Below are 21,862 nucleotides of genomic sequence, written 5' to 3'. Positions count from 1 at the left end.
TGGGGAGTGTCGTCAGTCGTCGGCCAGTTCCGCCACGCCCGTGATCCGGTGCAGCGGGTACGTGCGGACCTCGTCCGCCGTGTGGTCGTACGCCGTCACGAAGCCGCCCTCCACCCGGACCGGGGCGATGACGCGCTGGCTGGCGGTGCCCTCGGCGTTGACGTAGCCGATCCACAGGGCCTCGCCGGTGAGGACGGCGGCCTGCACGGTGGCGAGGGTCTCGGCCGGGCTGGTGCGGGGGAGTTCGCCGGCGGCGAGCGGAGCGGCGTCCTCCGTCGTCGGCTTGCGGGGGGTCGTGGCGGCCAGGTCGCCGGCCCGGATCGCGCGGATCGCCGCCGTCAGCAGCGTGGCGTCCGGGACCGGCGGGCCGTCCGGCACCGGCTCGGGGGCCGTGCGGGGCGGGGTGCGGTGGGCGTGCGCGCGGGCGATCAGGACGTCGCCCTCGGCGGACTCGGCGGCCGGCGCGAAGCCCATCGCGCGCAGCCCGTCCAGCAGGGTCGCCGGGTCGGCCTGCGCCGCGAGCACCGTGGGGGCCAGGCGGCGCAGGCGCAGGGCGACGGCGCGCTTGTCGGCGAGGATCTCGTTCAGTACGGCGTCGTCGTCGCAGCGGACGTAGGCCGATGCCGCGCCCACCCGCAGATGGCCGTGCCGGCGGGCCACGTCGTCGATCAGGTACGCCAGCGGCTGCGGCACCGGGGTACGCGAGTGCTCGGTGAGGAAGGCCTGCAGGTCGGAGGCGCTGCGGCCGGCGTCCAGCGCGCGGCGGACCGAGCCCGGCGTGAAGCGGTAGACCGTCGCGCCGCCCTTGGACTCGACGTCCGCGAGCACGTTCAGCACGTCGGCGAGGGGGCGCCGCAGCGGGCCGGGGGCGACCGCGGTCAGGTCCGCCTGGAGCAGGACGTGGTCCAGGGGCTCTGGGAGGAGGGGGGCCAGGAGCCGGGCGGCGGCCGTGGCGGCGACGGCCTGCTCGGGGGGTGAGAGTGGCGCCGGAGCGGGGGCGGCCGGGCGGTGCTGGTGGTGGGCGGGGAGCCTGTCGCCGGGGCCGGCCGGGGCGTTGTGAGCGGGGGCGGGTTTCGGGGGGTGCGGTGCCCCCAGAAGGGCGCGGCCCTGTGACGACAGCGCGCCCCGGCCGGTCACGCCCAGCGACTCGGCCTCCGCCAGGGTCCAGCGGGCCAGCCGGGAGCGCAGATCCTCGTCGGCCTGAGAGCCCTGAGAACCGTGGGGAGCCTGGGGTCCCTGGTGGGTCTGGGGGCCGCGCAAAGGGCGTTCCCAGCGGAGCCGGGCGCGCAGGGCTTCCGGGTCCGGCGCGGTGCCCTCGGGGAGCCCGGCCAGCAGCGTCAGCACCCGGTGGCGGACCTCGGGCGCGGCGGACCGGTCCAGGCCCGGACCCAGCGCCGACAGCGCCCGCTCCTTGAGGTCCCGGCCGCCGACCACCCCGGAGGTCCTGGTCGCCGTCAGCCACGCCTCCGCCAGCCGCGCCCACCGCTCCGCGGGCGGCCGCTCCAGCCACTCGTCGTACTCCGGGGTCGCCGCGTACCGCTCGTCGGCCTCGCCGTCGGAGGCGAGCAGCCCGGCCGCGTACGACAGCTCCACCCAGAACGCGGCCACCGGCTCGGACACGTCCAGCGCGACGGCCGTCCGCTTCAGGTCGCGCACGCTGAGCCCGCCGGCCCGCAGCACCGCCGGCCCGCCCTCGTCCCAGTCCTTCAGCAGCTCCTCGACGGTCGCCAGCGCCGTGTACGCCTGCCCGGCCGCCGTCGCGTCCACCACCTGCGGGGCGTGCGCGGCGGCCGGCTCCACGGCCGGCGGCGCCGGTTCGGGCGTCCGGTGGGCCCGCCCCGCGCGCAGATGCAGGGCGACCTCCCGGGGCAGGACGACGGTCCCGGGCGCCGTCGGCAGCAGCAGCCCGCGGTCCAGCAGCCAGCGCAGCCGCGCCGCGGGGTCGTGGGTGACCTGCCCGTACGGCGGCCCCCACACCAGCCGCTCCAGGACGTCGAGGGATTCGGCGGGCGCCCCCGCGAGCAGCGCGGCCATCTTCTTGCGGTGGCCGAAGAGGGCGGTGAGCGCGGCGACGGCGGACACCGGGTCGTGCGTGGACGGCAGCCCGGCCGCCGCCACGATCTCCTGGATCCGGCCCGGCGACATGCCCGCCGTCGCCTCCCGCACGCTCGGCCCGAGTCCCGTCGGGGACGGGTGCTGCGGGGACGGCGCGAGCAGTTCGCGGGCGGTGCGGACCAGGTGCAGGCGGTCGTCGGCGCCCCAGACCAGGGCCTGTTCGCGCAGCGCCGCCAGCGCGCCGGGGAGCGCCTCGACGACGGCCGGGTCGCGGGCGTCGCCCGCCGTCAGCGCGAGCAGTTCGCCGTACGTCGCCGGGTCGCCGGCCACGGCCAGCGCCTCCGCCGTCTGCAGGGCGAACCGGTCGAGCCGCTCCAGCGCGCGGACGACGGAGGCACGGGTGCCGGCGCGGGTGGCGAGCTGGGTCAGGTCGGTCGGGACCGGGGTGATGAGGTCGGGGCGGGCGCCCAGCAGTGCGGCCAGGGAAGTGTCGTCCCGGGCGCGGAGCGCTGCCGCTAGGGAGCGGGGGGCCAGCTCGTCCTCGGTGCTCATCTTGCCCACGGTAGCGGTTGGCGCCCCCTGCGGGCTGCGCCCCCAGACCCCCCACCGGCCCTGAAGGGGCCTGTCCTCAAACTCCCCCACTCTCGGCTGCGCTCGAGCGGGGGGACCCCCGGACGGGCTGAAATGCACTAGCTTCGCCCCGTGGGGATCGAGAGTGACCAAGTCGTCTACGAGTATCTGAGCCGGGTCGGGGACGTCGCGCAGCAGCGGCAGTTGTCGTCGGCCACGCGGATGCGGCTCGTCTCCGAGCTGCGCAACGAGATCGACCGGCGCCGGGCGAAGGCGACGGTCGACTCGCCCGCCGCCGTCCGGCGCATCATCGACCGCCTCGGCAGCCCCGACGACCTCGTCGACGCCGCCGCCGACAGCGGCCCCGGCGTTCCGCAGCCGCCGGCGCCCTCCGTGCCCGTCCAGCGGGACCGCGAGGAGGCGTCGAAGCGGCCGAAGGGCACCCGGCGCGGCGCGCCGCCCGCCGTCCCCGCGCAGAAGTCGGGCGACAGCCGTGAGGCGTCCGACCCCGACTGGTGGCTGCGCGGGCCGGCGCCGCTCGAACTCGGCGACGACGTCCCGGGGTTCGTCGGCGGCGTGGAGATCCCGGACCTGCTCAAGCCCCCGCCCCCCAGGACGATCGAGGAGAAGGACGAGCAGGACGAGGACGACCTCGCCGTCGAGGGGGAGGCAGCGGGTGATGACGAAGGCGTCCGGCCCCGTCGCCGTCTGCTTCGTTTCCCCCGGGGCTCCTCCACCTCCGCCTCCCCGCAGGGGCGGCGCTGGAGCAACCCGCTGCTCCTCATCGCCGCCGGGTGTCTGGTCGTGGGCGCGGCGCTCGGGTACTGGTTCGCGCTGATCGTGGGCTGGGCCATCGCCTACGTCTCGCGCCGGCTGACCGAGCGGGAGACGAAGCTGGCGGTCGTCTGGCTGCCAGGCCTCTCGGTCGCCGCCGGGCTGGTGTGGCTGTGGGGCCGCACCGACGGCCGCTGGGGCGCCCCCATCGCCGACGGGCACATGAACGACGCGCTCGCCGGCACCTGGCCCTGGGTGATCCGGGGCGCCGCCGTGGCGTCCGCGCTGTTCCTGGTCTGGCGGTCGCAGAAACAGAGGTAGGCAGACAGAGGTAGGCAGAGGGGGCCAGGGTCGGCTGTGGTGGGCGGGCAGAATGGGTCCATGACGTCACCCGTGCTCACGGTCGGCTTCGACCTCGACATGACCCTGATCGACTCCCGGCCCGGCATCCGCGCCACCTACCTGGCGCTCGCCGAGCGGACGGGGACGTACATCGACGCCGATCTGGTCGTCACCCGGCTCGGTCCGCCGCCCGAGACGGAGCTGGCCCACTGGTACCCGGCGGAGCAGGTGGCGGCCATGGCCGACGTCTACCGCTCGCTGTACCCGGAGCACGGCGTCACCGGCGCGACCGCGTTGCCCGGCGCCCGGGAGGCGATCGCGGCCGTGCGGGCGGCCGGCGGGCGGGCGATCGTGGTCACCGCCAAGCACCAGCCCAACGCGAAGCTCCAGGTCGAGCATCTGCGTCTCGGCCCCGACGCGGTGATCGGCGACCTGTGGGCCGAGCAGAAGGCGCAGGCGCTGCGCGAGCACGGCGCGAGCGTCTACGTCGGCGACCACGTGGGAGACGTGCTCGGCGCGCACGCCGCCGGGGCGCTGTCGGTCGCCGTGCCGACCGGGCCGATCGGTGCGGAGGAACTGCGGACGGCCGGTGCGGATGTCGTGCTCGCCGACCTCACCGAATTCCCCGCCTGGCTCACCGGTCACCTCACCGGCCACCTCCCGCACTAGCCCCCCGCACCCCGCGCCTGACGCCGTCCGGCGGCGGCCGATCGCAGCACTCCCGCGCCGGCGATCAGGAAGCCGACGCCCATGAGCATGCTCAATCCGAACATGTACGTCGGAAAAGGCGTCGAGCCGAGGAACAGCGGGGCGACCGTGACGAGTGTGGCCACGGCGCCGACGAAGAACACGATGGCGCCGGCACGGATCAGTCGGTCACCGGGGACGGCGGAATTCGTTCGGGTTTTGTCACGCACCCGACCAGGGTAGTTCCCAGCCCTGAGGAACGACCGGGGGACGTCTTGTCCCCGGCCCGAAGAGCATCAGCGTCTCTGATCGACTCAGCCGTTCCAGTCGGGCCGTAGTGTCCGGCAGGAGGCTTTCCCGTCGTGGAGGGGTGGCGTGGGCGTGCAGGTGGAATCCTGCGCCCAATGCTGCTCCTAGTGGCCGGTGACCGGCTGTGGCGGGTGTGTCGATCGTCGTCACGTCCTGGTGCCGGTGGGCTGCGCGGGGCAGCCGGGTCCGGTCCGTTGGTGCGTGTCCCTCCGGACGCTTGCCCGCCGGTCCCGTGGGGCCGGCGGGGGAGGGTGCCCACTTCCACCCGGGGGTGGTCGGGTGGTCGGGGGCTTTGCGGTGGCGCAGCGGTGTGAGGCACTGGGGGCAGTGCCTGGAGGTGTTCTTCGGGGGCACGATGACGACGGCGATGCCGGCTTCGGCGGCGAGGTGTCGCATGCGGTCCGTGATCTGCCCGCGCACGGCCTGGGACAGGCGGGTGTTCATCGTGCGGCCCATGCCCCGCGCCTCCATCGAGCGGAGGTCTTCGACGTAGATCACGCTCGCCCCGGCGGCGACGGCCTGGTCCACGGCCCAACGTGCCGCCGCCCGGGCCAGGGCGTCGTTGAGGTTCGACCGGCGGTCGCGGACGTGTCCGATCTCATCGGTGAGGACCCGGTGCCGGGCCGCCAGTGCGTGCCCGGAGTCGCCGCCGGTGAGCCGCTGGTACCGATCGGATTTGGCGTGCAGGCGCTCGGACAGACGGCGCAGGCGATGCTGTTTCGCCAGGACGCCGCCGGCCCGGAACATGCCCCCGCCCCGAGCGGGGTGATCGTGCCGTCGTCGTGCAGCCGGACCGCCCCGGCGGACAGCATCGTGTTCAGGCCCCAGTCCACCCCCAGCGCGACCGTGTGCCCGATCCGCCGGGACTTCGGCACGGCGTGCGTGTAGGCGAGATCGGCCCGTACCCGGCCCTGATGGATGCGCAGGGTGGGCAGATGCAGCACCGCACCTGCCGGGACCGTCGGCGGCAGCGAGACCGGGCAGGACACCCACGTCCAGTCCCCGTAGGAGCGCGGGTCGGGGCGGGTGGGCAACTGCAGCCGCAGCAGTGCCCTGCCCGGATCGCTCTCGTGCCGCTCGATGGTGGCCCGCTGCCCGTCGCACGCCGACAGCAGCAGCATCCGAGCAGTGCGCGGCGCGGCCTCCAGCTCGAACACGTCGACCGGCAGCCGCCCGTGCCTCCGTACGAAGGAAGCGGCCTGCCGGGTACGGGACTTGATGACGCTCGACGGCAGAGAGGCGCCGCCGGTTACGGCGTTGCGCACCGCGTCCCACTCACCAGCGTGGCGCTTCGCCGGATCGGCAGGCCACGTCGTGAGAACGCCCACGGTCAGATCAGCGCGCCACTTCACCGACCGCAGAACGCGCCCGGCCTGTTCCTGAGCCATACGCACGATGCGGTCATTGACCCGGACACCCTCCGGGGGACCGCAGCTCCAGCCCAGACGCCGCAGCGCCATCCACGCGTTCGACGGCAGTCCGCGGCCCCCGGCGTCCTCACCCGACGCCAGCATGTCCACATCCGCGGTGTTCCAGTGCTCGCCGGTCAGCGCACCGGCCGGACACCAGATCCACGCACCAGCCGACGCGCTCCGCAAGTGCAGCGGCCGACAGCACCTCACCCGTCCGCTCCACCTCACCCGCACGCAACAGGCCACGGGCACAGGCGGTGCGGGCCGTCTCCCCCTCACCGAGCGGCAGCCTCCGGCCCATCATCACCTCCTCTCCGTCCGCGATGCTGTCATCCGATCAACGACACTCCTGCGAAAGAGTCACGCATTCGATGTGCGCACCTGCGTACGACGCTGCCGCTGGTGGGCCAGGCATCGTTGGATGCCGCAGACAGTCAATTGGTTCCGGCGTTGTACAAGTGGTCGCCGAAGAACCCGATGACGAGCAATCCGCTTCTGTCGGTGTCGTCGAGATAGTGCAGTCGCGGCGCCGGCGGAGCACCATCGCCGATGCGGATGTGCTCGACCATGACGGCTTTCCCCGAGGGGGCGATGTGCTCGGGTACGCGGAAAGTGCGTTGGGCCTTGCCTCGCGGGCTGCTGCTGGCCGTCTGCCCCTCGCTGAGGACCACCTTCCCTTCGGCCAGCAGCGGGAACGGTTCGTTCGCGCAGTATGCCTTGAGGCTCGCCATCTCCGGGCCGGCTCTGCCGCCCTGCGCCCGCGCGACATCCTTGGCCTCGGCGTAAGCCTGCATGGCTGCCAGCGTCGCGGCCAGACGGCTTCGCCAGTGTGGAGCCTTCTGGTGATGCTCCAGTTTCTTGGTCTCGTCCAGATCCGCGGTGATGACCAGCGACGAGCAGTGCTGTTGCGCTTGTCTGAGAACGCCTCGGAAAGAGGAGGATTCCAGCCGCGTCTTCAAGGCCTGCTCTGCCTTCAGAGGCTGTTCATCGTCTTGGCGTGGCTGCAGCCGTGCGATGACGGCGTCGCGGGCCCTCAACGCCGCGTCCCGCTCCTCGGCCGCGGTGTTCAGTAACTCCGCGAATGCGTCTCGGTCCTTCTCTGCCGCCTCAAGCTCCCTTTGAAGCCGGGACGTTTCGGGCGGCAGCGGAAGGTTCTCCCATGCTCGTACGGCGTCGGGGATCAGGGAGCCGAGCTTCGACTCGAGAACCGACCGTTCGTCGAGCAGCTTGGAGCAGGCACGCAACCGCGCCTCGGCCTTGCGACGCCGCTCTCTCTCCGCCTCGGCGAGCCGCTTGTATTCGGCTGCTTCCTGCTTATACCGCCTGACGAGCTCTTTGCTCCGCTCGACAACTTCCTGTGACACGCGATCCAGGTCGACGCGGATTTTTTCCTCGTGGGCCTTGTCTGCCGCAGGGCCGAACGGACTGGTGGACATCGACGTCACACCCCCTCATCTCAAAAAGTGAAGACGAGGACAGGGGTGGAGTGGATGTCGGGTGTGTGGGCTTTGCGCTACTGACGCTGGTGGGTTATGGAGGCCCTCTGGCCGCCGAGTGGAGAGTCCGGGAGCTGCACACACTTCAGGGGTGGCCATGGCTGACAGGCAGGGGCTCGGTCTCGTTTTAAGGCGTGTTGGGTTGGAGAGACCCCCGGTAGGCTGTCATGACGGCAGTTCAACCGGCGTCCGGGAGCGTCCGGGACCGATCGAGGGAGTGTGTGCTTTGCCGACTGGCAAGGTCAAGTGGTTCAACAGCGAGAAGGGCTTCGGCTTTCTCTCCCGCGACGACGGCGGTGACGTCTTCGTACATTCCTCGGTCCTGCCCGCCGGAGTCGAGGCACTGAAGCCGGGCCAGCGAGTGGAGTTCGGCGTCGTCGCCGGACAGCGCGGCGACCAGGCGCTCTCCGTCATCGTTCTCGACCCGACCCCCTCGGTCGCCGCGGCGCAGCGCAAGAAGCCCGACGAACTGGCCTCCATCGTCCAGGATCTGACGACCCTTCTCGAGAACATCACGCCGATGCTCGAAAGGGGCCGTTACCCCGAGAAGACCTCCGGCAAGCAGATCGCCGGTCTACTGCGCGCGGTCGCCGACCAGTTGGACGTCTGAACCGGGTAAGTCACCCACGCATCAACCGTTTTACGGGAAATCGAGCGCACCCGGGCCGAGGGGCGGCAGCAGCCCCTCGGCCGCCGCGCGGGTGAGCAGTCCGCGTACCGCCGCATAGCCGTCCTCGCCGAGGTCGGCCGTGAACTCGTTGACGTACAGGCCGATGTGCTGGTCGGCGACGGCCGGGTCCATTTCCTGGGCGTGCGCCATGACGTACGGGCGGGACACCTCGGGGGCGTCCCAGGCGGCGCGCACCGACGTGCGGATCGCGTCGGCCAGGAGGGTCAACGTCCCGGTCCCCAGGGAGCGTTTGGCGATGATCGCGCCGAGCGGGATCGGGAGGCCGGTCGTGGACTCCCAGTGCTCGCCCATGTCCGCGAGCTTGTGCAGGCCGTAGTTGCGGTACGTGAAGCGGGCCTCGTGGATGACCAGGCCCGCGTCGACCTTGCCGTCCCGCACGGCCGGCATGATCTCGTGGAACGGCATGACGACGATCTCGCCGACGCCCCCCGGCACCGTGTCCGCCGCCCAGAGACGGAACAGCAGGTACGCCGTCGACCGCTCGCTCGGCACGGCGACCGTGCGGCCGGTGAGGTCCGTCCCGGCCTCCCGCGTCAGCACCAGCGGGCCGCAGCCCCGGCCCAGCGCACCCCCGCAGGGCAGCAGCGCGTACGTGTCGAGGACGTACGGCAGAACGGCGTACGACACCTTCAGCACGTCCGACTCACCGCGCTCCGCCATGCCGTTGGTGAGGTCGATGTCCGCGAACGTCACGTCGAGCGCGGGCGCGCCCGGCACCCGGCCGTGCGCGAGGGCGTCGAAGACGAACGTGTCGTTCGGGCAGGGCGAGTACGCGATCCGCAACGCGGATGCGGATGCCGGTGTCGATGCCGGTTCACTGGTGGTCATGTGGGGTCCAACTCTCCAGGACGGGTGCGAGCTTCCCGAAGGCCGTCGTCAGGGCGGACAGTGCCTCGCCGATGCGCCAGGCGGCGCGGTCGCGCGGGCCGACGGGGTTGGAGACCGCGCGGATCTCCAGCACGGGCACGCCGTGCGCGGCGGCCGCCTCGGCGACCCCGAAGCCCTCCATCGCCTCGGCGAGGGCCCGCGGGTGGCGGGCGCGCAGGGCGGCGGCCCGGGCGGCGGTGCCGGTGACCGTCGAGACGGTCAGGACGACGCCGGTACGGGCACCGGTGACGGCCGCGGCCTCTCGTACGAGGGACTCGGGCGGACGGTGGGTGACGGTGCCGAAGCCCAGCTCGGTGACCGGAAGGAAGCCGTCGGCGGTCTCGGCGCCCAGGTCGGCGGCGGTGATCTCGTCGGCGACGACCAGCGAGCCGACGGGGGCGGCGGGAAGGAATCCGCCGGCGATGCCCGTCGAGACGACTAGGGAGTACGGGGCGCCCTGCAGCGCGGCTGCGGTGAGGGCGGCGGAGACGGAGGCGGCGGCCGGGGCCGGGCCGACTCCGGCGGCGAGGAGGTCGTAGGCCTCGTAGCGGAGAAAGGTGACACCTGGTAGCCGGACTGTCACAGTTCGCGGCGGGGTGTACCCGCCGGGCTCCGGCAACGCCCGTGCCACCGCGTCCCGTTCGGCGGGGACCGCGGTGGCCACGAGGACGCGTGCGCGGGACGTGGTCAGTCGTCCTTCTTGAGCTTGAAGGACCACAGGCCGGTCGCCGACTGGCTCGCCTTCTTGCCGTCGCCCGCCTTGATGGTGACGAGCGTGGAGTTGCCCTGGGCGCCGTACTGGGCGTTGAAGAAGACGCTGCCCGGGATCGTCCGGTACGTCTTGTCGCTGTCCTCGGTGAGCGGCTGGCCGTTCATGAGGATCGTCCAGCGCTTGTCGGCCACGTCGGGGTCGACGCCGAAGCGGACGGTCTCGTCCGGGTCGACGCTGATGGACTTGATGTCCTTGTCGGCGAGGCACTTGGTCAGCGCCGCGGCCTGCAGGGTGTCGCCCTCGCCGCCGCAGGTCGCCTGGGAGCTGATCGAGGCGCGGCCGACGGTGATCGTGGACATGGGCGTCGGCTTGTCGCAGGCCGACAGGACGAGCAGTCCGGCGGATACGGCGCCGGCGGCGGCGACGGCGCGGCGGCGTCGCCGAACGCCGAGTACATCAGCGGCTCCGCCGCGGGGCATCATGGTCATGGCGGAAGGCTATCGGGCACGTCCAGCCGTCTCTTTACGTGGGGTGCGGCGTGGCCGTGTATTACGCCGTGCGGTGCCCGCGCCGCCACGCCGCGCTCACGCCACGCGGTGCCCGCAGAGCCACGCCGTGCTCACGCCACGCCGCGCTCACGCCACCCGGGGTTTCGCGCCGCCCCCGTGCCGTACCGAGGACAGCAGGCCGCGGACCGTCGTCAGCCAGCCCAGGGCGACCACCGCGGCGGCCACCGACAGGCCCAGCGTGCCGTTCAGCGGCATGACGATACCGACCGCGCCGCCGAACACCCAGCACACCTGGAGGATCGTCTCCGAGCGGGCGAACGCCGAGGTGCGCACCAGTTCCGGCACGTCCCGCTGGATCAGCGCGTCCAGGGACAGCTTGGCGAGCGCCTGCGAGAACCCGGCGATCGCCGCCAGGCAGGCCACCAGGAACGCGCCGAAGAAGACGGCGGCGACGAGCACCGCGCCCAGGACGACGGCGACGACCGCCACGATGATCAGCTCCGGGGCCCTGGAGCGCAGCCACGCCCCCACCGCCGTCCCCAGCGCGTTGCCCACGCCCGCCGACACGGCCACCATGCCCAGCGACAGCGTCGCGCTCTGCCCGGTCAGCGGGTGCTCGCGCAGCAGGAACGCCAGGAAGAAGGTCAGGAACCCGGACAGCCAGCGCAGCGACGCGTTGGCGCCCAGCGCGTGCGTGACGGCGATGCCGACCGTCCTCAGGCCCGGCCGCTTCACCTCCTTGAGGTGCGGGCCGTGCAGGTGCTGCTCGTCGGCGGCGAGCAGCGCGACGTCCTCGCCCTTGGCGGAGTCCACCTTGCGGGGCAGCGTGAACGACAGGAACGTCCCGGCCACGAAGATCACGAAGGCGCCGTAGAGCGGATAGCGCGGCCCGAGGGACTGGAGCCCGGCGCCCACGGGCGCGGCGACGCCGGTGGCCAGGAGGCCGCCGAGGGTGACCCGCGAATTGGCCTTGACCAGGGAGAAGCCGGGCGGCAGCAGCCGGGGCACGACGGCGCTTCTGACGACCCCGTACGCCTTGGAGGAGACGAGCACGCCGAGCGCGGCCGGATACATCTCGATGCTGCCGGTGGCGACCGCGCCCGACAGGACGAGCGCGAGGACGGCCCGGGCGGCCATGGCCCCGGCCATCGCGGCGCGCCGGCCGTGCGGGAGCCGGTCGAGGAGGGGGCCGATCACGGGGGCGAGGACGGTGAAGGGGGCCATGGTGATGGCGAGGTAGAGGGCGACGCGCCCGCGGGCCTCGTCGGTCGGCACGGAGAAGAAGACGGTGGAGGCGAGCGCGACGGTGATCATGACGTCGCCGGCGCCGTTCACCCCGTGCAGCTCGATCAGCTTGCCGAGACCGGACTCGCCGGCGCCGTGCGCGTGCGTGGCCTTGCGGATGCCGCGGGCGGTGCCGGTGAACGGGCGGTGCAGGGCACGGCCGACCGCGCGGACGGACCCGCTCATCCGGCCCGAACCGCTCACCCGGCTCCTCCCCTTGTTCCCCTTCGTCGCACCGATCCCGGTGGCGCCCTGGGGTGTCCTCGCGGCTGCCACTCCGTCATAGTGCCCCGAGAACGCGGTATGTGGTGGGGTTACCGCGCGTATGGCCGTGTGATCGTGCGGTCCGGCCGGGCGACCGGTGACGGGGCGCCCGGCCGGAGGGCGTTCAGGCGGCTGTCGCGGTCGGTGTCCGGAGGCTTACGGTGGCTTCCGGTGGTGGGAAACGTCCTGTCGGTGTAGGACGAACGTCCGGGAGCAGGTAGCGTGCGTAGCGCGCCGTGGCGATCGTTCTCGGCCGCGCGCCTCCCGGCCATCCCGCAGAATGGATGACAGCAGGTGCGCCCGAGCGCGATCGGGCGCGGACGTCGACGCGGCCCTTTGGTCCGCTCCGTCCGCACCCGCCGCCTTCAGGCAGGCGCACCGAGAGACGGCGTAGGAGAGAAGCGATACCTGTGAGCGCAGCGACCACGCGAAGCCGCACCCCCGACCGCCTGTGCGCCGAGGCCGTCGACCTCGCCCGTACCGCAGCCGAGGAGGCAGCCGCCCCCGGTGTGGTCGGTGAGCATGCAGGGATGCTCTCCGAGGGCGACCGGGTGGTCACCCACTACTTCGGCTGCAAGGAGCTCGGCTACCGGGGCTGGCGCTGGGCGGTGACGGTGGCCCGGGCGTCCCGCGCCAAGGTCGTCACCCTGGACGAGGTCGTCCTGCTGCCCGGCCCGGACGCGGTGCTGGCCCCCGAGTGGGTCCCGTGGAGCGAGCGGCTGCGGCCCGGCGACATGGGCCCCGGCGACCTCCTGCCCACGGACGCCGAGGATCTCCGGCTGGAGCCGGGCTTCACCGGTGTGGACGAGCCGCTGCCGAACTCGCCCGTCTCCGCGGAGATGGCGGCGCTGGTGGAGGCGGAGGACGCCGAGGTGACCCCGGCCGCGCCGGCGAAGCTGCCCACGACGCCGGTGCGGGGGACGATCGCCGCGGTGGCGGAGGAGCTCGGGATGCGCCGGGCCCGGGTCCTGTCCCGGTACGGCCTGCACATCGCCGCGGACCGCTGGGAGGAGGGCTTCGGCCCCGCGACGCCCATGGCCCAGGCGGCCCCCGCACCCTGTGTGAGCTGCGGTTTCCTTACCCCCATCGGTGGCTCCCTCGGGCAGGCCTTCGGCGTCTGCGCCAACGAGTTCTCCCCGGCGGACGGCCGCGTCGTCTCCCTGTCCTACGGCTGCGGGGGGCACTCGGAGGCGGCGGTCATGCCGACGCCGCCGCGGCCCGCGCCGCCGGTGGTCGACGAGACCCGCGTGGACCCGTTCCCGCTGCGCCCGGCCCCGGATTCCGGGTCCGTGCCGACGGCGGCGGACGAGGACACGGCCGAACTGGGGCACTCGTAGCCGTCCGGAAGCCGTCCGGAAGTGGTCCGGTAGCTGTCCGGAAGTGGTCAGGTAGCCGTCCGGAAGTGGTCCGGTAGCTGTCCGGAAGTGGTCAGGTAGCCGTCCGGAAGTCGTCGGCAGCCGTCCGGTGGCCGGGTCGGCCCGTAGTCGTTGTGTGATTGTGATGTGGGGTCGGCCCGGTGTCCGGACCGGCCCCCGTGACCGCCCCGCAGCCGTCCCGTTCTGCCGTCACTCCGCCTCGCGGTACCTTCGTGCCCACGCCGATGAGGAGAGTGAACGTACGTGAGCAAGTTCGTGCGGCCGGCACCCGAGGGCGCGGACCCCTTCGGCACGGCCCGCCTGCGTCGCGGAGTGCTGGACGCCTGGGCCACGAGTCCCGCCCGTTTCCGGGAGGACGCCAACGCCGAGGAGGACCTCGTCCTCGGCGGGTACCGGGACCGGCTCGTCGTCGAGCTCGCTCAGAACGCCGCCGACGCCGCGGCCCGCGCCGGAGTGCCGGGGCGGCTGCGGCTCACCCTGCGGGACGGCGTCCTCGTCGCCGCCAACACCGGCGCGCCCCTGGACGCGGCCGGCGTCGAGTCCCTCGCCACCCTCCGCGCCTCCGCCAAGCGCGAGGCCCGGCAGTCGGAGGTGGCCGTCGGACGGTTCGGCGTCGGCTTCGCCGCCGTCCTCGCCGTGACCGACGAGCCCGCCGTCGTCGGACGGTACGGGGGTGTCCGGTGGGACCTGGCCGAGGCCCGCTCGCTCGCCTCCGACACCGCCCGGCACAGCCCGGGCCTCGGTGACGAGGTCCGGCGGCGGGACGGGCATGTGCCGCTGCTCCGGCTGCCCTTCGCCGCCCAGGGCACCGCGCCCGACCCGTACGACACCGCCGTCATCCTGCCCCTGCGCGACACCGCCGCCGCCGACCTCGCCGAACGCCTCCTCACCGCCGTCGACGACGCCCTGCTGCTCGCCCTCCCGGGGCTGGCGGAGGTCGTCATCGAGGTCGGCGACGACGCGCCCCGCGTGCTGCGCCGGTCCGCCGACTCCGCCGACGCGGCCCTCACGGTCGTCGAAGACACGCGGGACGGGAACACGCGGTGGCGGGTCGCCGCCGCGCACGGCTCCCTCGCCGCCGAGCTGCTGGCCGACCGGCCGGTGGAGGAGCGGCTGCGGCCCCACTGGTCGGTCACCTGGGCCGTGCCGGTCGACGAGGACGGGGCGCCCGCCCGGCCCCGGACCACTCCCGTCGTCCACGCCCCCACCCCCAGCGACGAGCCCCTCGGCGTGCCCGCCCTGCTCATCGCCTCCTTCCCGCTCGACACCACCCGCCGGCACGCCGCCCCCGGCCCGCTGACCGACCATCTGGTGCTGCGCGCGGCGGACCTGTACGCCGAACTCCTCGCCGGCTGGCGGCCGGTGGGCGCCGGGATCATCGATCTCGTGCCCGGGCCGCTGGGCAAGGGCGAGCTGGACGGGGCCCTTCGGCAGGCCGTCCTCGAACGGCTGCCGCGCACCGCCTTCCTGCCGCCCGCCGTCCGGCCGGCCGCCGAGAGCGACGGCGACGACGTCGTCGAGTTCCCGGAGGCCCTGCGGCCCCGGGACGCCGAGGTCGTCGAGGGCGCCGGCGCCGACACCGTGCGGGTGCTGGCGGAGGTCCTGCCGACGCTCCTCCCCGCCGGGCTGGAACGGCGGGTCGAGCTGCGCACGCTGGGCGTCGCCCGGATCCCGCTCGCCGACGCGATCGACCGGCTGGCCGGCCTGGAGAAGGACCCGGACTGGTGGTACCGGCTCTACGACAGCCTCGCCGGCGTCGACCCCGACCGGCTCTCGGGGCTGCCGGTGCCCCTCGCTGGGGGCACCTCCCAGGCTTTCGGCACTGGGGGAGGCCGGACGACCATCGGCCCGCGCCAGGTGCTGCTGCCGCTCGCCGACGGCCCCACCCCCGACGACACCTGGGCCGCCGCCTCCGAGTCCCTCGCCCGCCTCGGCCTCAAGGTCGCCCACCAGGACGCCGCGCACCCCCTCCTGGAGAAGCTCGGCGCCCTGCCCGCCACGCCCCGCGCCGTCCTGACCACCCCGCAGGTGCGGGCCGCCGTCGCCGCGTCCCTGGACGACGACCGCGGCGCCTGGGACGACCAGGACACCCCGGACGCCGAGGAACTCGCCGACACGGTCCTCGCCCTCGTCCGGGACGCCGGTCTGGAGCCCGGCGACGAACCCTGGCTCGGCGCCCTCGCCCTGCCCGACGAAGACGGCGAACTCGTCCCCGCCGGTGAACTCGTCCTCCCCGGCAGCCCGTTCGCCTCCGTCATCCGCGAGGACGAACTCGCCTTCGTCGACGCCGAGTTGGCGGACAAGTGGGGCGAACGGCCCCTCGCCGCCTGCGGGGTGCTCGCGAACTTCGCGCTCGTGCGAGCCGCCGACGTCGTCCTCGACCCGGACGAACTCGAGCCGCGCGAAGGCGACTTCGCCGAACCGGACGACGCGGGACTGCTGGACGCGGTGGACGTGTGGTGCGAGGACATCCTCGACCGCTTCCCCGACTCGCCCGTACCGCCCGTCGCCACCGAACTGGTCGCCGTCCGCGACCTCGACCTCGTCGACGAGGACCGCTGGCCGCAGGCCCTCGCCCTGCTCGCCCGGCCGCCGCTGCGCGACGCCCTCACCCAGCCCGTCCGCATCCTCCTCCCGGACGGCACCCACGAGACCGTACGGCCCTACACCGCCTGGTGGTTGCGCGGAAACCCGGTGCTCGACGGCCGGCGCCCGGCCGGCCTGCTGGCCGCCGGCGGCGACCCGCTCCTGCACGGCCTGTACGACGAGGCCGACGCCACCGGGTTCGACGACGAGCAGGTCCTGCGCGCACTGGGCGTACGGACGTCCGTGGCGGCCCTCCTCGACGAGCCGGGCGGCGCGGCCGAACTCCTGGACCGCCTGGCCGACCCGGACCGCCCCGTCTCCTCCGCCCAACTGCACGGCCTCTACAGCGCGTTGGCCGAACTGGACCCCGAGCAGGTGACCCTCCCGGACGACCTGCGGGCCGTCGTCGACGGCCGGGTCGAGGTCGTGGACGCCGCCGACGCCGTCGTCGTCGACTCACCCGACCTCCTCCCCTTCACGGAGGGCGTCCCGCTGCTGCCCGTACGGCCCTCCCGCGCCGCCGAACTGGCCGAACTGTTCCAGGTGCGGCGGCTCAGCGAGTCCGTCACGGGGGGCGTCGACTCCGAGGGCGCCGAGCACGACGTACCGGAGTCGGTGCGGGCGCTGCTCGGCCCGCGCACGCCGGCGTCGTACACCGAACACGAGGAGCTCGTCGTGGACGGCGTGGAGATCGACTGGCGCCTCACGGCCGACGGCGTCCTGCACGCCGCCACCCTGGAGGGCGTCGCCGCCGGCCTCGCCTGGGCGACCCGCCAGTGGCCCCGCCGCTTCGAGGTGGCCGCACTGCTGGAGGACCCGTCCCGCACGGGCGAACTGGCGCGGGACCGTTGGTTCGACTGAACACGAAACGGCCGTTCCACCGGAGGGAAATCCGGCGGAACGGCCGTCTGTCTCGTTGGGTTCCGGCTAGTCGGCCTCCCGCTCGGTCAGGAACGCGACCAGGAGAGCGAACAAGTGGTCGACTGCCAGCTGCTGCTGGCTCTCTGTCAGGGTTTTCCAGTGCCGGATACCGGTTCCGGGGAAGGCGTCCTCTAGGACGAGTGGGATCCACATGTAGCTGCTCTCCTCACCCTTGCGGATGAGAAGCCACTCGCGGAACCCGTCCAGCACCCTCCCCGAGGTGCCCAGGTCGAGCCCAGTGAGGAACATCGCCGTCGGGTAGTACGAGCCGTCCAGACCGAACATCCCGGGCCGGTCGCGGATCTTCTCGATCAGTTCTCTGTCAGTCATGGTCTGCCTCAGAATCCAAAGTTGATGTCTTCTTTGTAGAGCCACTTGTCCTTGTACTCGGCGATGGTCTCGCCGGCCTTCGGTGTGAAACCGTCGTAGACGCGACCGTTGAACACCAGGACGATGTGTTCTCCCCAGAAGGAGTCCTGATCGCGGTAGTTGCCGAGGCCTGGGAAGGGCGGCTTGGGCTTGATCACCTTGATCTCACCGCCACCGAGGCTCTTCTGGATCCGTTCGGCGCATGCACGGCAGTCGGAACTGTCCGGGATCTTACTCGTGGGCCTGGGCAGACCTGGGACCTTGTGCTCCCCGCACGGCACGCCCCCGGACCGCGTGGCCAGCGCCGTCTGTACGGACGACGAGCGGGCGGATGCGGCCGTCCGCAGCGGCGCTTTGTCGATGATCTTGCAGCCGCGCTTCAGCAGCTTCAGTTCGTCGTAGACCCGCTCCAAAGCCTTGAGCTTGCCGCCGAGGAAGGCGTCCACGGCGAGGCCCTTGCAGCTGTCGAAGTCCTGCTTCCGGAGGCAGGACTCGAACTCGCTGATGCCCAGCAGCTCCTTCTCGACGTTCCAGAGCTCCTCCATCGCGTCGCCGAACTCCTGGCCGTGCGCGAGGATGTCGCAGTAGGTCTCCTGGTGCTGGCACCAGCGGGCGAAGTCCTCCGGGTCGCACGGGATGTACCCCTGCTGGCAGCGGTACTGTTCGGCCGCGCTCGGCCCGTTCTCCGCCTGCTCCTTGGCCTCGACTGCGGCCTTACGCCGTTTCTCCTCCTCTTCCCGGTACTTGGTGACCGCGGCCGTGAACGCCTCCGTGGCCGCCTTGACCGCGGCTGTCGCGTCCTTGCCCGCCTCCACGGCCGACTTGCGCGCCTCCTCGGCGTGGTAGGCCGCGGTGGACGCGGAGGCCTGGGCCGACTCGGCGGAGAGCGTGGCGTCGGCCGCCGACTTCGCCGCGCCGGCCGCGTCGGCGTTCGCGCGGTTCGCCGCGTCTCGGGCCGTCTTCGCGGAGGCCGCGGCCTGTGCCGCCGACGCCTCGGCGTCCTTGGCGTACTGGGCGGCCTGCTTGGCGTACCCCTGCGCCTTGGTCGCGGACGCGCTCGCCTTCTTCGACCACTCGGTGGCCTCGGCGGCCGCCTTGCGCGCGGTGGCGGCGACCTTCTGCGCGGTCGCAGCGTTCTCCTGGGCCGTGGCCGCGACCTTCGCCGCGTCCGCGATCAGCTTCTGCACCTGGGCCACGTGGGTGGCGGACAGGTAGTCCTTGCGCAGCGCCTTGTACTGCCCGGAGACGACGAAGGCGTGCAGTGCCTGCGGCGAACCCGCCAGGGCGATCCGCGCCGCCGACTTCACCTCGGGGGCGCCGGCGTCGATCAGCTGCGCCGCCCTGACCCGCTCGTCCTGGGTGCGCGCGTGGTGCTGGGTCGTGACCAGGAACTCGCTGTACTTCTTCGGGTCGCCCGTGGCGAGGGCGGTCCGGCCGGTCTCGGTGAGGACGGGTCCGGCACCGTCGAGGACCTGCGCGATGGCGACGCGCATGCCCTGGGCGCCGGCCTGGTACTGCCCGTTGGCGACGAACTCCGCGACGGTGGCCGCGTCGCCGTCCAGCGCGGTCTCGGCGGCGTCGCGCACCGCCTTGTCCGCGCTCTCCTCGGCGAGCCGCTCGACGTAGGAGCGCTCGTCCTGCTGCCTCGCCGTCGTCCAGCCGTTGTGCAGGTAGTCGACGACCACCTCGTCGGGGCCGGCCAGGGCGGCCTCGGCCGCGGCACGGCCCCATGCCGTGCCGTTCCTCATCACCAGGACGGCCAGATTACGGCCGCGGTCGGCGACGTCCGCGAGATCGGCCCCCGCCCCGCCGGCCTCGGTCACCAACCGGTCCCGCTCGGCGTCCCGGTCCTTCGCGGCCTTCGCCCGCGTGGTCCGCTCCTCGTCGCGGGCGTCGGCTTCGGCCTTGTCCTGCTTGGCCAGTTCGATGCCCGCGTTGGTGCGGCCGAGCAGTTCCGCTGTCTCGACCTCACGGGCCAGGGCGAAGATCTGCTGTGCCTTGGTCACGGCGTCGGTGGCCGCGTTCGCCGCCGTGGTGGCCGCGTTCGCGTGCTCGGTGGACCTGGTCGCGGCCTTCGCCGACTCGCCCGCGTGCTTGGCCGCGTCCAGAGCGGCGGCGCCGGCGTTCCTCGCGTGCGTGGCCGCCGATCTGGCGGCGTCCCGGGCCTCGCGCGCCGCCGTACCGGCCTTGCGGGCCAGCCCTTCGGCGGCGGTCGCGGCACGATTGGCCTCGGCCGCCTGGCTCTTGGCAGCCGCCGCGGCGGCGCGTGCCTCGGCTGCGGCGCTGCTCGACTGGCCCGCGTAGCCGCCGGCCTCGTAGGCGGCGTCGGCGGCCGCGGTGGCATTGGTGCTCGCGCTCGCCGCCGCGTGGGCGGCGTCGCCCGCCGCGTCGGCCGCCTTGGCCGCCTGGTCGGCGGCGTCGGCGGCCAGGTCGGCGCCATCGGCGGCCTTCTGCGCGGCTTCAGCGGCGACCTTCGCGGCGTCCGCGTTCTTGGCGTCGACGGCGGCGTCGGCCGCGGCGTTGCGGGCACGGGAGGCGGCCTGGGCGGCACCGGCCGCGGCCGCGGCGGCCTGGGAGGCCGCGTTGGCCGCCACGCGCGCCGAGTTGTTCGCGGCGCTGGCCGCGTCGATCGCCCGCTGTGCGGCGCCGGCGGCCTGGGAGGCCGCGGTGGCGGCCCGCTTGGCGGCTCGCCCGGCCTTGTCGGTGTCGTCCTTGGCGGCCTTGGCCTCCGCCGCGGCCTCCAGCGCGGCCTCCTTGGCGAGCAGCGAGGCCTGCACCGCCTTGGCGGACTCGGCCTTGGCTGCCGCGGTCTGGACGGCCGCCTGCCGTCCAGCCTCCTTCGCCTGTTCGGCGAGCTGGGCGACGGTGGCGTGCTCCTGGTCCTTGGCGCGGGCGACGAACTGGCCGACCTCCAGGAACTCCCGGATGTCCGCCGCGCCGCCGTTCAGCGCGATGCGCCCGGCGGCTCGTACGTTGGTCCCGCCCACGCCGATGATCTGGGCGAGCTGCACCCGCTCGTCCTGCTCGCGCTGGGCGTACTGCACCTTGGCGAGGAACGTCCGTACGTCGTCTGCCGTGCCCTTCAGCGCGGTCCGTCCGGCCTCCTGCACATTGGGCCCGGCGGCGTCGATGATCTGGGCGACTCGGACCCGGTTGTCCTGCTCCATCGGGGCTTCCCAGCCCCAGTTGACGAAGGTCTCCAGCTCCTCCCGGGTGCCGGCGAGGGCCTTGCGGGCCGCAGCCAGCAGCTCGGGACCGCCGACGCTCGCGATCTGCGCGGCGGTCACCCGCTCGTCCTGGAAGACCAGGTTCTCCGCGGCCTCCAGGAACGTCTGTACGTCGGCGTCGCTCCCCGTCAGCGCCGCCTCGGCGGCTGCCCTGACGCCGGGGCCTCCCTCCCGCCAGTAGTCGACGATCCGGCCGCGGTCGGCGGGGGTGACCGTCGACGCGGCTGCGGGACGAGCGGCGGCCGCCGAACCCGCCGCCGCTGCGGGCGGTGCGCCCAGCAGGCCGACGGCGAGGGCCAGTGGCAGCAGACTCAGTGCCGTTCTGCGTATCAAGCGTGTCGTTTTCCTGTTCCCGGCGGTATCGAGCTGGTCATTTCTTCGATTCACTGGGTACCTGTCTGCTAACCGGCGGCGACCTCCGAAAAGCGAGCCACCGAATGGTCGACGGGTAAGCATAGCCCTCACTTTCGGCGGTGCGGGGGAAATATTTAGAGATGTAGATATCGGGCAATATGGATGTTCCGGAACGCGCAGTGGGGGTCGGCCAGGTCGCCGATAAATGGTGTTGACGTTGGTCAGGGCTATGCATAAGCTATGCCGACACTTTGCTTTGGTGGCTGCCCGGCCTGACCAGCCGATTCACCACCGGGGCTCATGTCTTCACTCGTGTCTTCGGGGGGTTGAACGAGGGTCGGCTGCGTGCGTGCACCCGGCTGAACAGGGCATGTCTGGCGACCATGGACGGTCGTGGTCCACGCATGTCCACTTTCCAAAACATCCTGGCGGGGTCTCACGCTGCGACGAGCCGCGCCGGAAGGGACTCTTCGGTGCCTTTTCGTGTCCGAAATATAATTCTTTCCATAACTGTGGGCGTAGGTGTTACTCTCGCCAGTATTTCCGTGGCCTCCGCCGATGATCCGCCGCAATCCCCGGCGGACTCGAATCCGCCTGTCGCGGTCGAGGGCTACGGTTATCCGGGGGCCGACAAAATCCTGGCCGAAAAGGGAATCAAGCTGAAGAAGGGCGACGGCCGGATCCTGCTGGCCGATTGCGACCAGGCCGTCCCGCAGATCCGGGTGCTGACCATCGGCGACCCCGCCGCCGGCCGCGCGGATACCTACTGCTTCAAGGCCCTCGGCAAGACGGGCCGCCTCGCGCTGGAGCTGCCCCGGGTCTTCGGCCTGGAGACCACGGACCACCCGATCAGCGCCGACCTCACGGCCGGCGGCCAGACCACCTCGGTGGATGTGGCCAAGGACGGATGGGCGTCCGTCGGCGAGGGGACCCAGGGCGGCGCACGGTCGGTGCTCGTCGAACTCAGGGTGACCGGTTGATCCGAACCCCCGCGTCCGCATCTCCGGGTCCGCATCCCTGGGGGGCCGGTGCCCCGCCGAGACATACATCTCCGACA

Annotated in this window: 17 protein-coding genes; 6 read left to right on the top strand and 11 right to left on the bottom strand. The window is 73.0% G+C overall.

Annotated elements, in window-relative coordinates:
* Positions 1 to 12: 12 nt before the first annotated feature.
* Entirely contained in the window at positions 13 to 2,607 is a 2,595-nt protein-coding gene (locus OG352_RS19245; protein ID WP_329218463.1) for a helicase C-terminal domain-containing protein, read from the bottom strand.
* A 150-nt stretch (positions 2,608 to 2,757) separates the two neighbouring features.
* On the opposite strand from OG352_RS19245, the gene OG352_RS19240 reads away from it, so the two are divergent.
* Both OG352_RS19240 and OG352_RS19235 read left to right on the top strand, forming a co-directional pair.
* Complete coding sequence (locus OG352_RS19240) at positions 2,758 to 3,720, top strand: hypothetical protein (RefSeq protein ID WP_329218462.1); 963 nt, start codon at positions 2,758 to 2,760, stop codon at positions 3,718 to 3,720.
* 60 nt (positions 3,721 to 3,780) lie between these two features.
* A complete protein-coding gene (locus OG352_RS19235; protein ID WP_329218461.1) occupies positions 3,781 to 4,410 on the top strand; it encodes an HAD family hydrolase in 630 nt (209 codons plus the stop codon).
* Here OG352_RS19235 and OG352_RS19230 read toward each other — a convergent pair.
* From OG352_RS19230 to OG352_RS19215, 4 genes are all read right to left on the bottom strand, one after another.
* Positions 4,407 to 4,658, bottom strand: a complete 252-nt coding sequence (locus OG352_RS19230) for a hypothetical protein (RefSeq protein ID WP_329218459.1) — start codon at positions 4,656 to 4,658, stop codon at positions 4,407 to 4,409. The two genes, OG352_RS19235 and OG352_RS19230, sit on opposite strands and share 4 nt — an antisense overlap.
* Positions 4,651 to 5,265, bottom strand: a complete 615-nt coding sequence (locus tag OG352_RS19225; protein ID WP_329218458.1) for a zinc ribbon domain-containing protein — start codon at positions 5,263 to 5,265, stop codon at positions 4,651 to 4,653. Before OG352_RS19225 ends, OG352_RS19230 begins: the two co-directional genes overlap by 8 nt.
* Positions 5,232 to 6,251, bottom strand: coding sequence for a hypothetical protein (locus OG352_RS19220; RefSeq protein WP_329218456.1), 1,020 nt, complete (start codon positions 6,249 to 6,251; stop codon positions 5,232 to 5,234). Before OG352_RS19220 ends, OG352_RS19225 begins: the two co-directional genes overlap by 34 nt.
* A 332-nt stretch (positions 6,252 to 6,583) precedes the next feature.
* A complete protein-coding gene (locus tag OG352_RS19215; RefSeq protein ID WP_329218454.1) occupies positions 6,584 to 7,585 on the bottom strand; it encodes a hypothetical protein in 1,002 nt (333 codons plus the stop codon).
* 286 nt (positions 7,586 to 7,871) lie between these two features.
* Between OG352_RS19215 and OG352_RS19210 the strand changes: the two genes are divergently transcribed.
* Positions 7,872 to 8,255 carry a cold-shock protein gene (locus tag OG352_RS19210; RefSeq protein WP_329218450.1) on the top strand — a complete coding sequence of 128 codons (384 nt, stop codon included), beginning with the start codon at positions 7,872 to 7,874 and terminating at the stop codon, positions 8,253 to 8,255.
* A 30-nt stretch (positions 8,256 to 8,285) separates the two neighbouring features.
* Here OG352_RS19210 and OG352_RS19205 read toward each other — a convergent pair whose 3' ends face one another.
* The 4 genes from OG352_RS19205 to OG352_RS19190 form a co-directional block, all read right to left on the bottom strand.
* Positions 8,286 to 9,164, bottom strand: a complete 879-nt coding sequence (locus OG352_RS19205; RefSeq protein ID WP_329218448.1) for a 1,4-dihydroxy-6-naphthoate synthase — start codon at positions 9,162 to 9,164, stop codon at positions 8,286 to 8,288.
* Positions 9,151 to 9,867 (bottom strand): futalosine hydrolase, encoded by a 717-nt coding sequence (locus OG352_RS19200; RefSeq protein WP_443072301.1) that lies wholly within the window; start codon positions 9,865 to 9,867, stop codon positions 9,151 to 9,153. Before OG352_RS19200 ends, OG352_RS19205 begins: the two co-directional genes overlap by 14 nt.
* A 23-nt stretch (positions 9,868 to 9,890) precedes the next feature.
* Positions 9,891 to 10,403 carry a DUF2771 domain-containing protein gene (locus tag OG352_RS19195; protein WP_329218445.1) on the bottom strand — a complete coding sequence of 171 codons (513 nt, stop codon included), beginning with the start codon at positions 10,401 to 10,403 and terminating at the stop codon, positions 9,891 to 9,893.
* Positions 10,404 to 10,550: 147 nt separating this feature from the next.
* On the bottom strand, positions 10,551 to 11,984 hold the full coding sequence (locus tag OG352_RS19190) for an MFS transporter (protein ID WP_329218443.1): 1,434 nt from the start codon (positions 11,982 to 11,984) through the stop codon (positions 10,551 to 10,553).
* 398 nt (positions 11,985 to 12,382) lie between these two features.
* On the opposite strand from OG352_RS19190, the gene OG352_RS19185 reads away from it, so the two are divergent.
* Complete coding sequence (locus OG352_RS19185) at positions 12,383 to 13,309, top strand: DUF3027 domain-containing protein (RefSeq protein ID WP_329218441.1); 927 nt, start codon at positions 12,383 to 12,385, stop codon at positions 13,307 to 13,309.
* A 282-nt stretch (positions 13,310 to 13,591) separates the two neighbouring features.
* The gene (locus OG352_RS19180) at positions 13,592 to 16,795 is read left to right on the top strand and encodes a sacsin N-terminal ATP-binding-like domain-containing protein (RefSeq protein WP_329218439.1); all 3,204 of its coding nucleotides are present in this window, start codon (positions 13,592 to 13,594) and stop codon (positions 16,793 to 16,795) included.
* Positions 16,796 to 16,861: 66 nt separating this feature from the next.
* On the opposite strand, the gene OG352_RS19175 is transcribed toward OG352_RS19180, so the two are convergent.
* Positions 16,862 to 17,185, bottom strand: a complete 324-nt coding sequence (locus tag OG352_RS19175) for a hypothetical protein (protein ID WP_329218438.1) — start codon at positions 17,183 to 17,185, stop codon at positions 16,862 to 16,864.
* Between the two features lie 8 nt (positions 17,186 to 17,193).
* A complete protein-coding gene (locus OG352_RS19170) occupies positions 17,194 to 20,784 on the bottom strand; it encodes an ALF repeat-containing protein (protein ID WP_329218437.1) in 3,591 nt (1,196 codons plus the stop codon).
* 566 nt (positions 20,785 to 21,350) lie between these two features.
* On the opposite strand from OG352_RS19170, the gene OG352_RS19165 reads away from it, so the two are divergent.
* The gene (locus tag OG352_RS19165; protein ID WP_329218436.1) at positions 21,351 to 21,785 is read left to right on the top strand and encodes a hypothetical protein; all 435 of its coding nucleotides are present in this window, start codon (positions 21,351 to 21,353) and stop codon (positions 21,783 to 21,785) included.
* Positions 21,786 to 21,862: the final 77 nt, after the last annotated feature.

The sequence above is a fragment of the Streptomyces sp. NBC_01485 genome, from assembly GCF_036227125.1.
In the GTDB taxonomy this organism is placed as follows: Bacteria; Actinomycetota; Actinomycetes; order Streptomycetales; family Streptomycetaceae; genus Streptomyces.
This window is presented reverse-complemented; position numbering and strand designations above follow the sequence as displayed.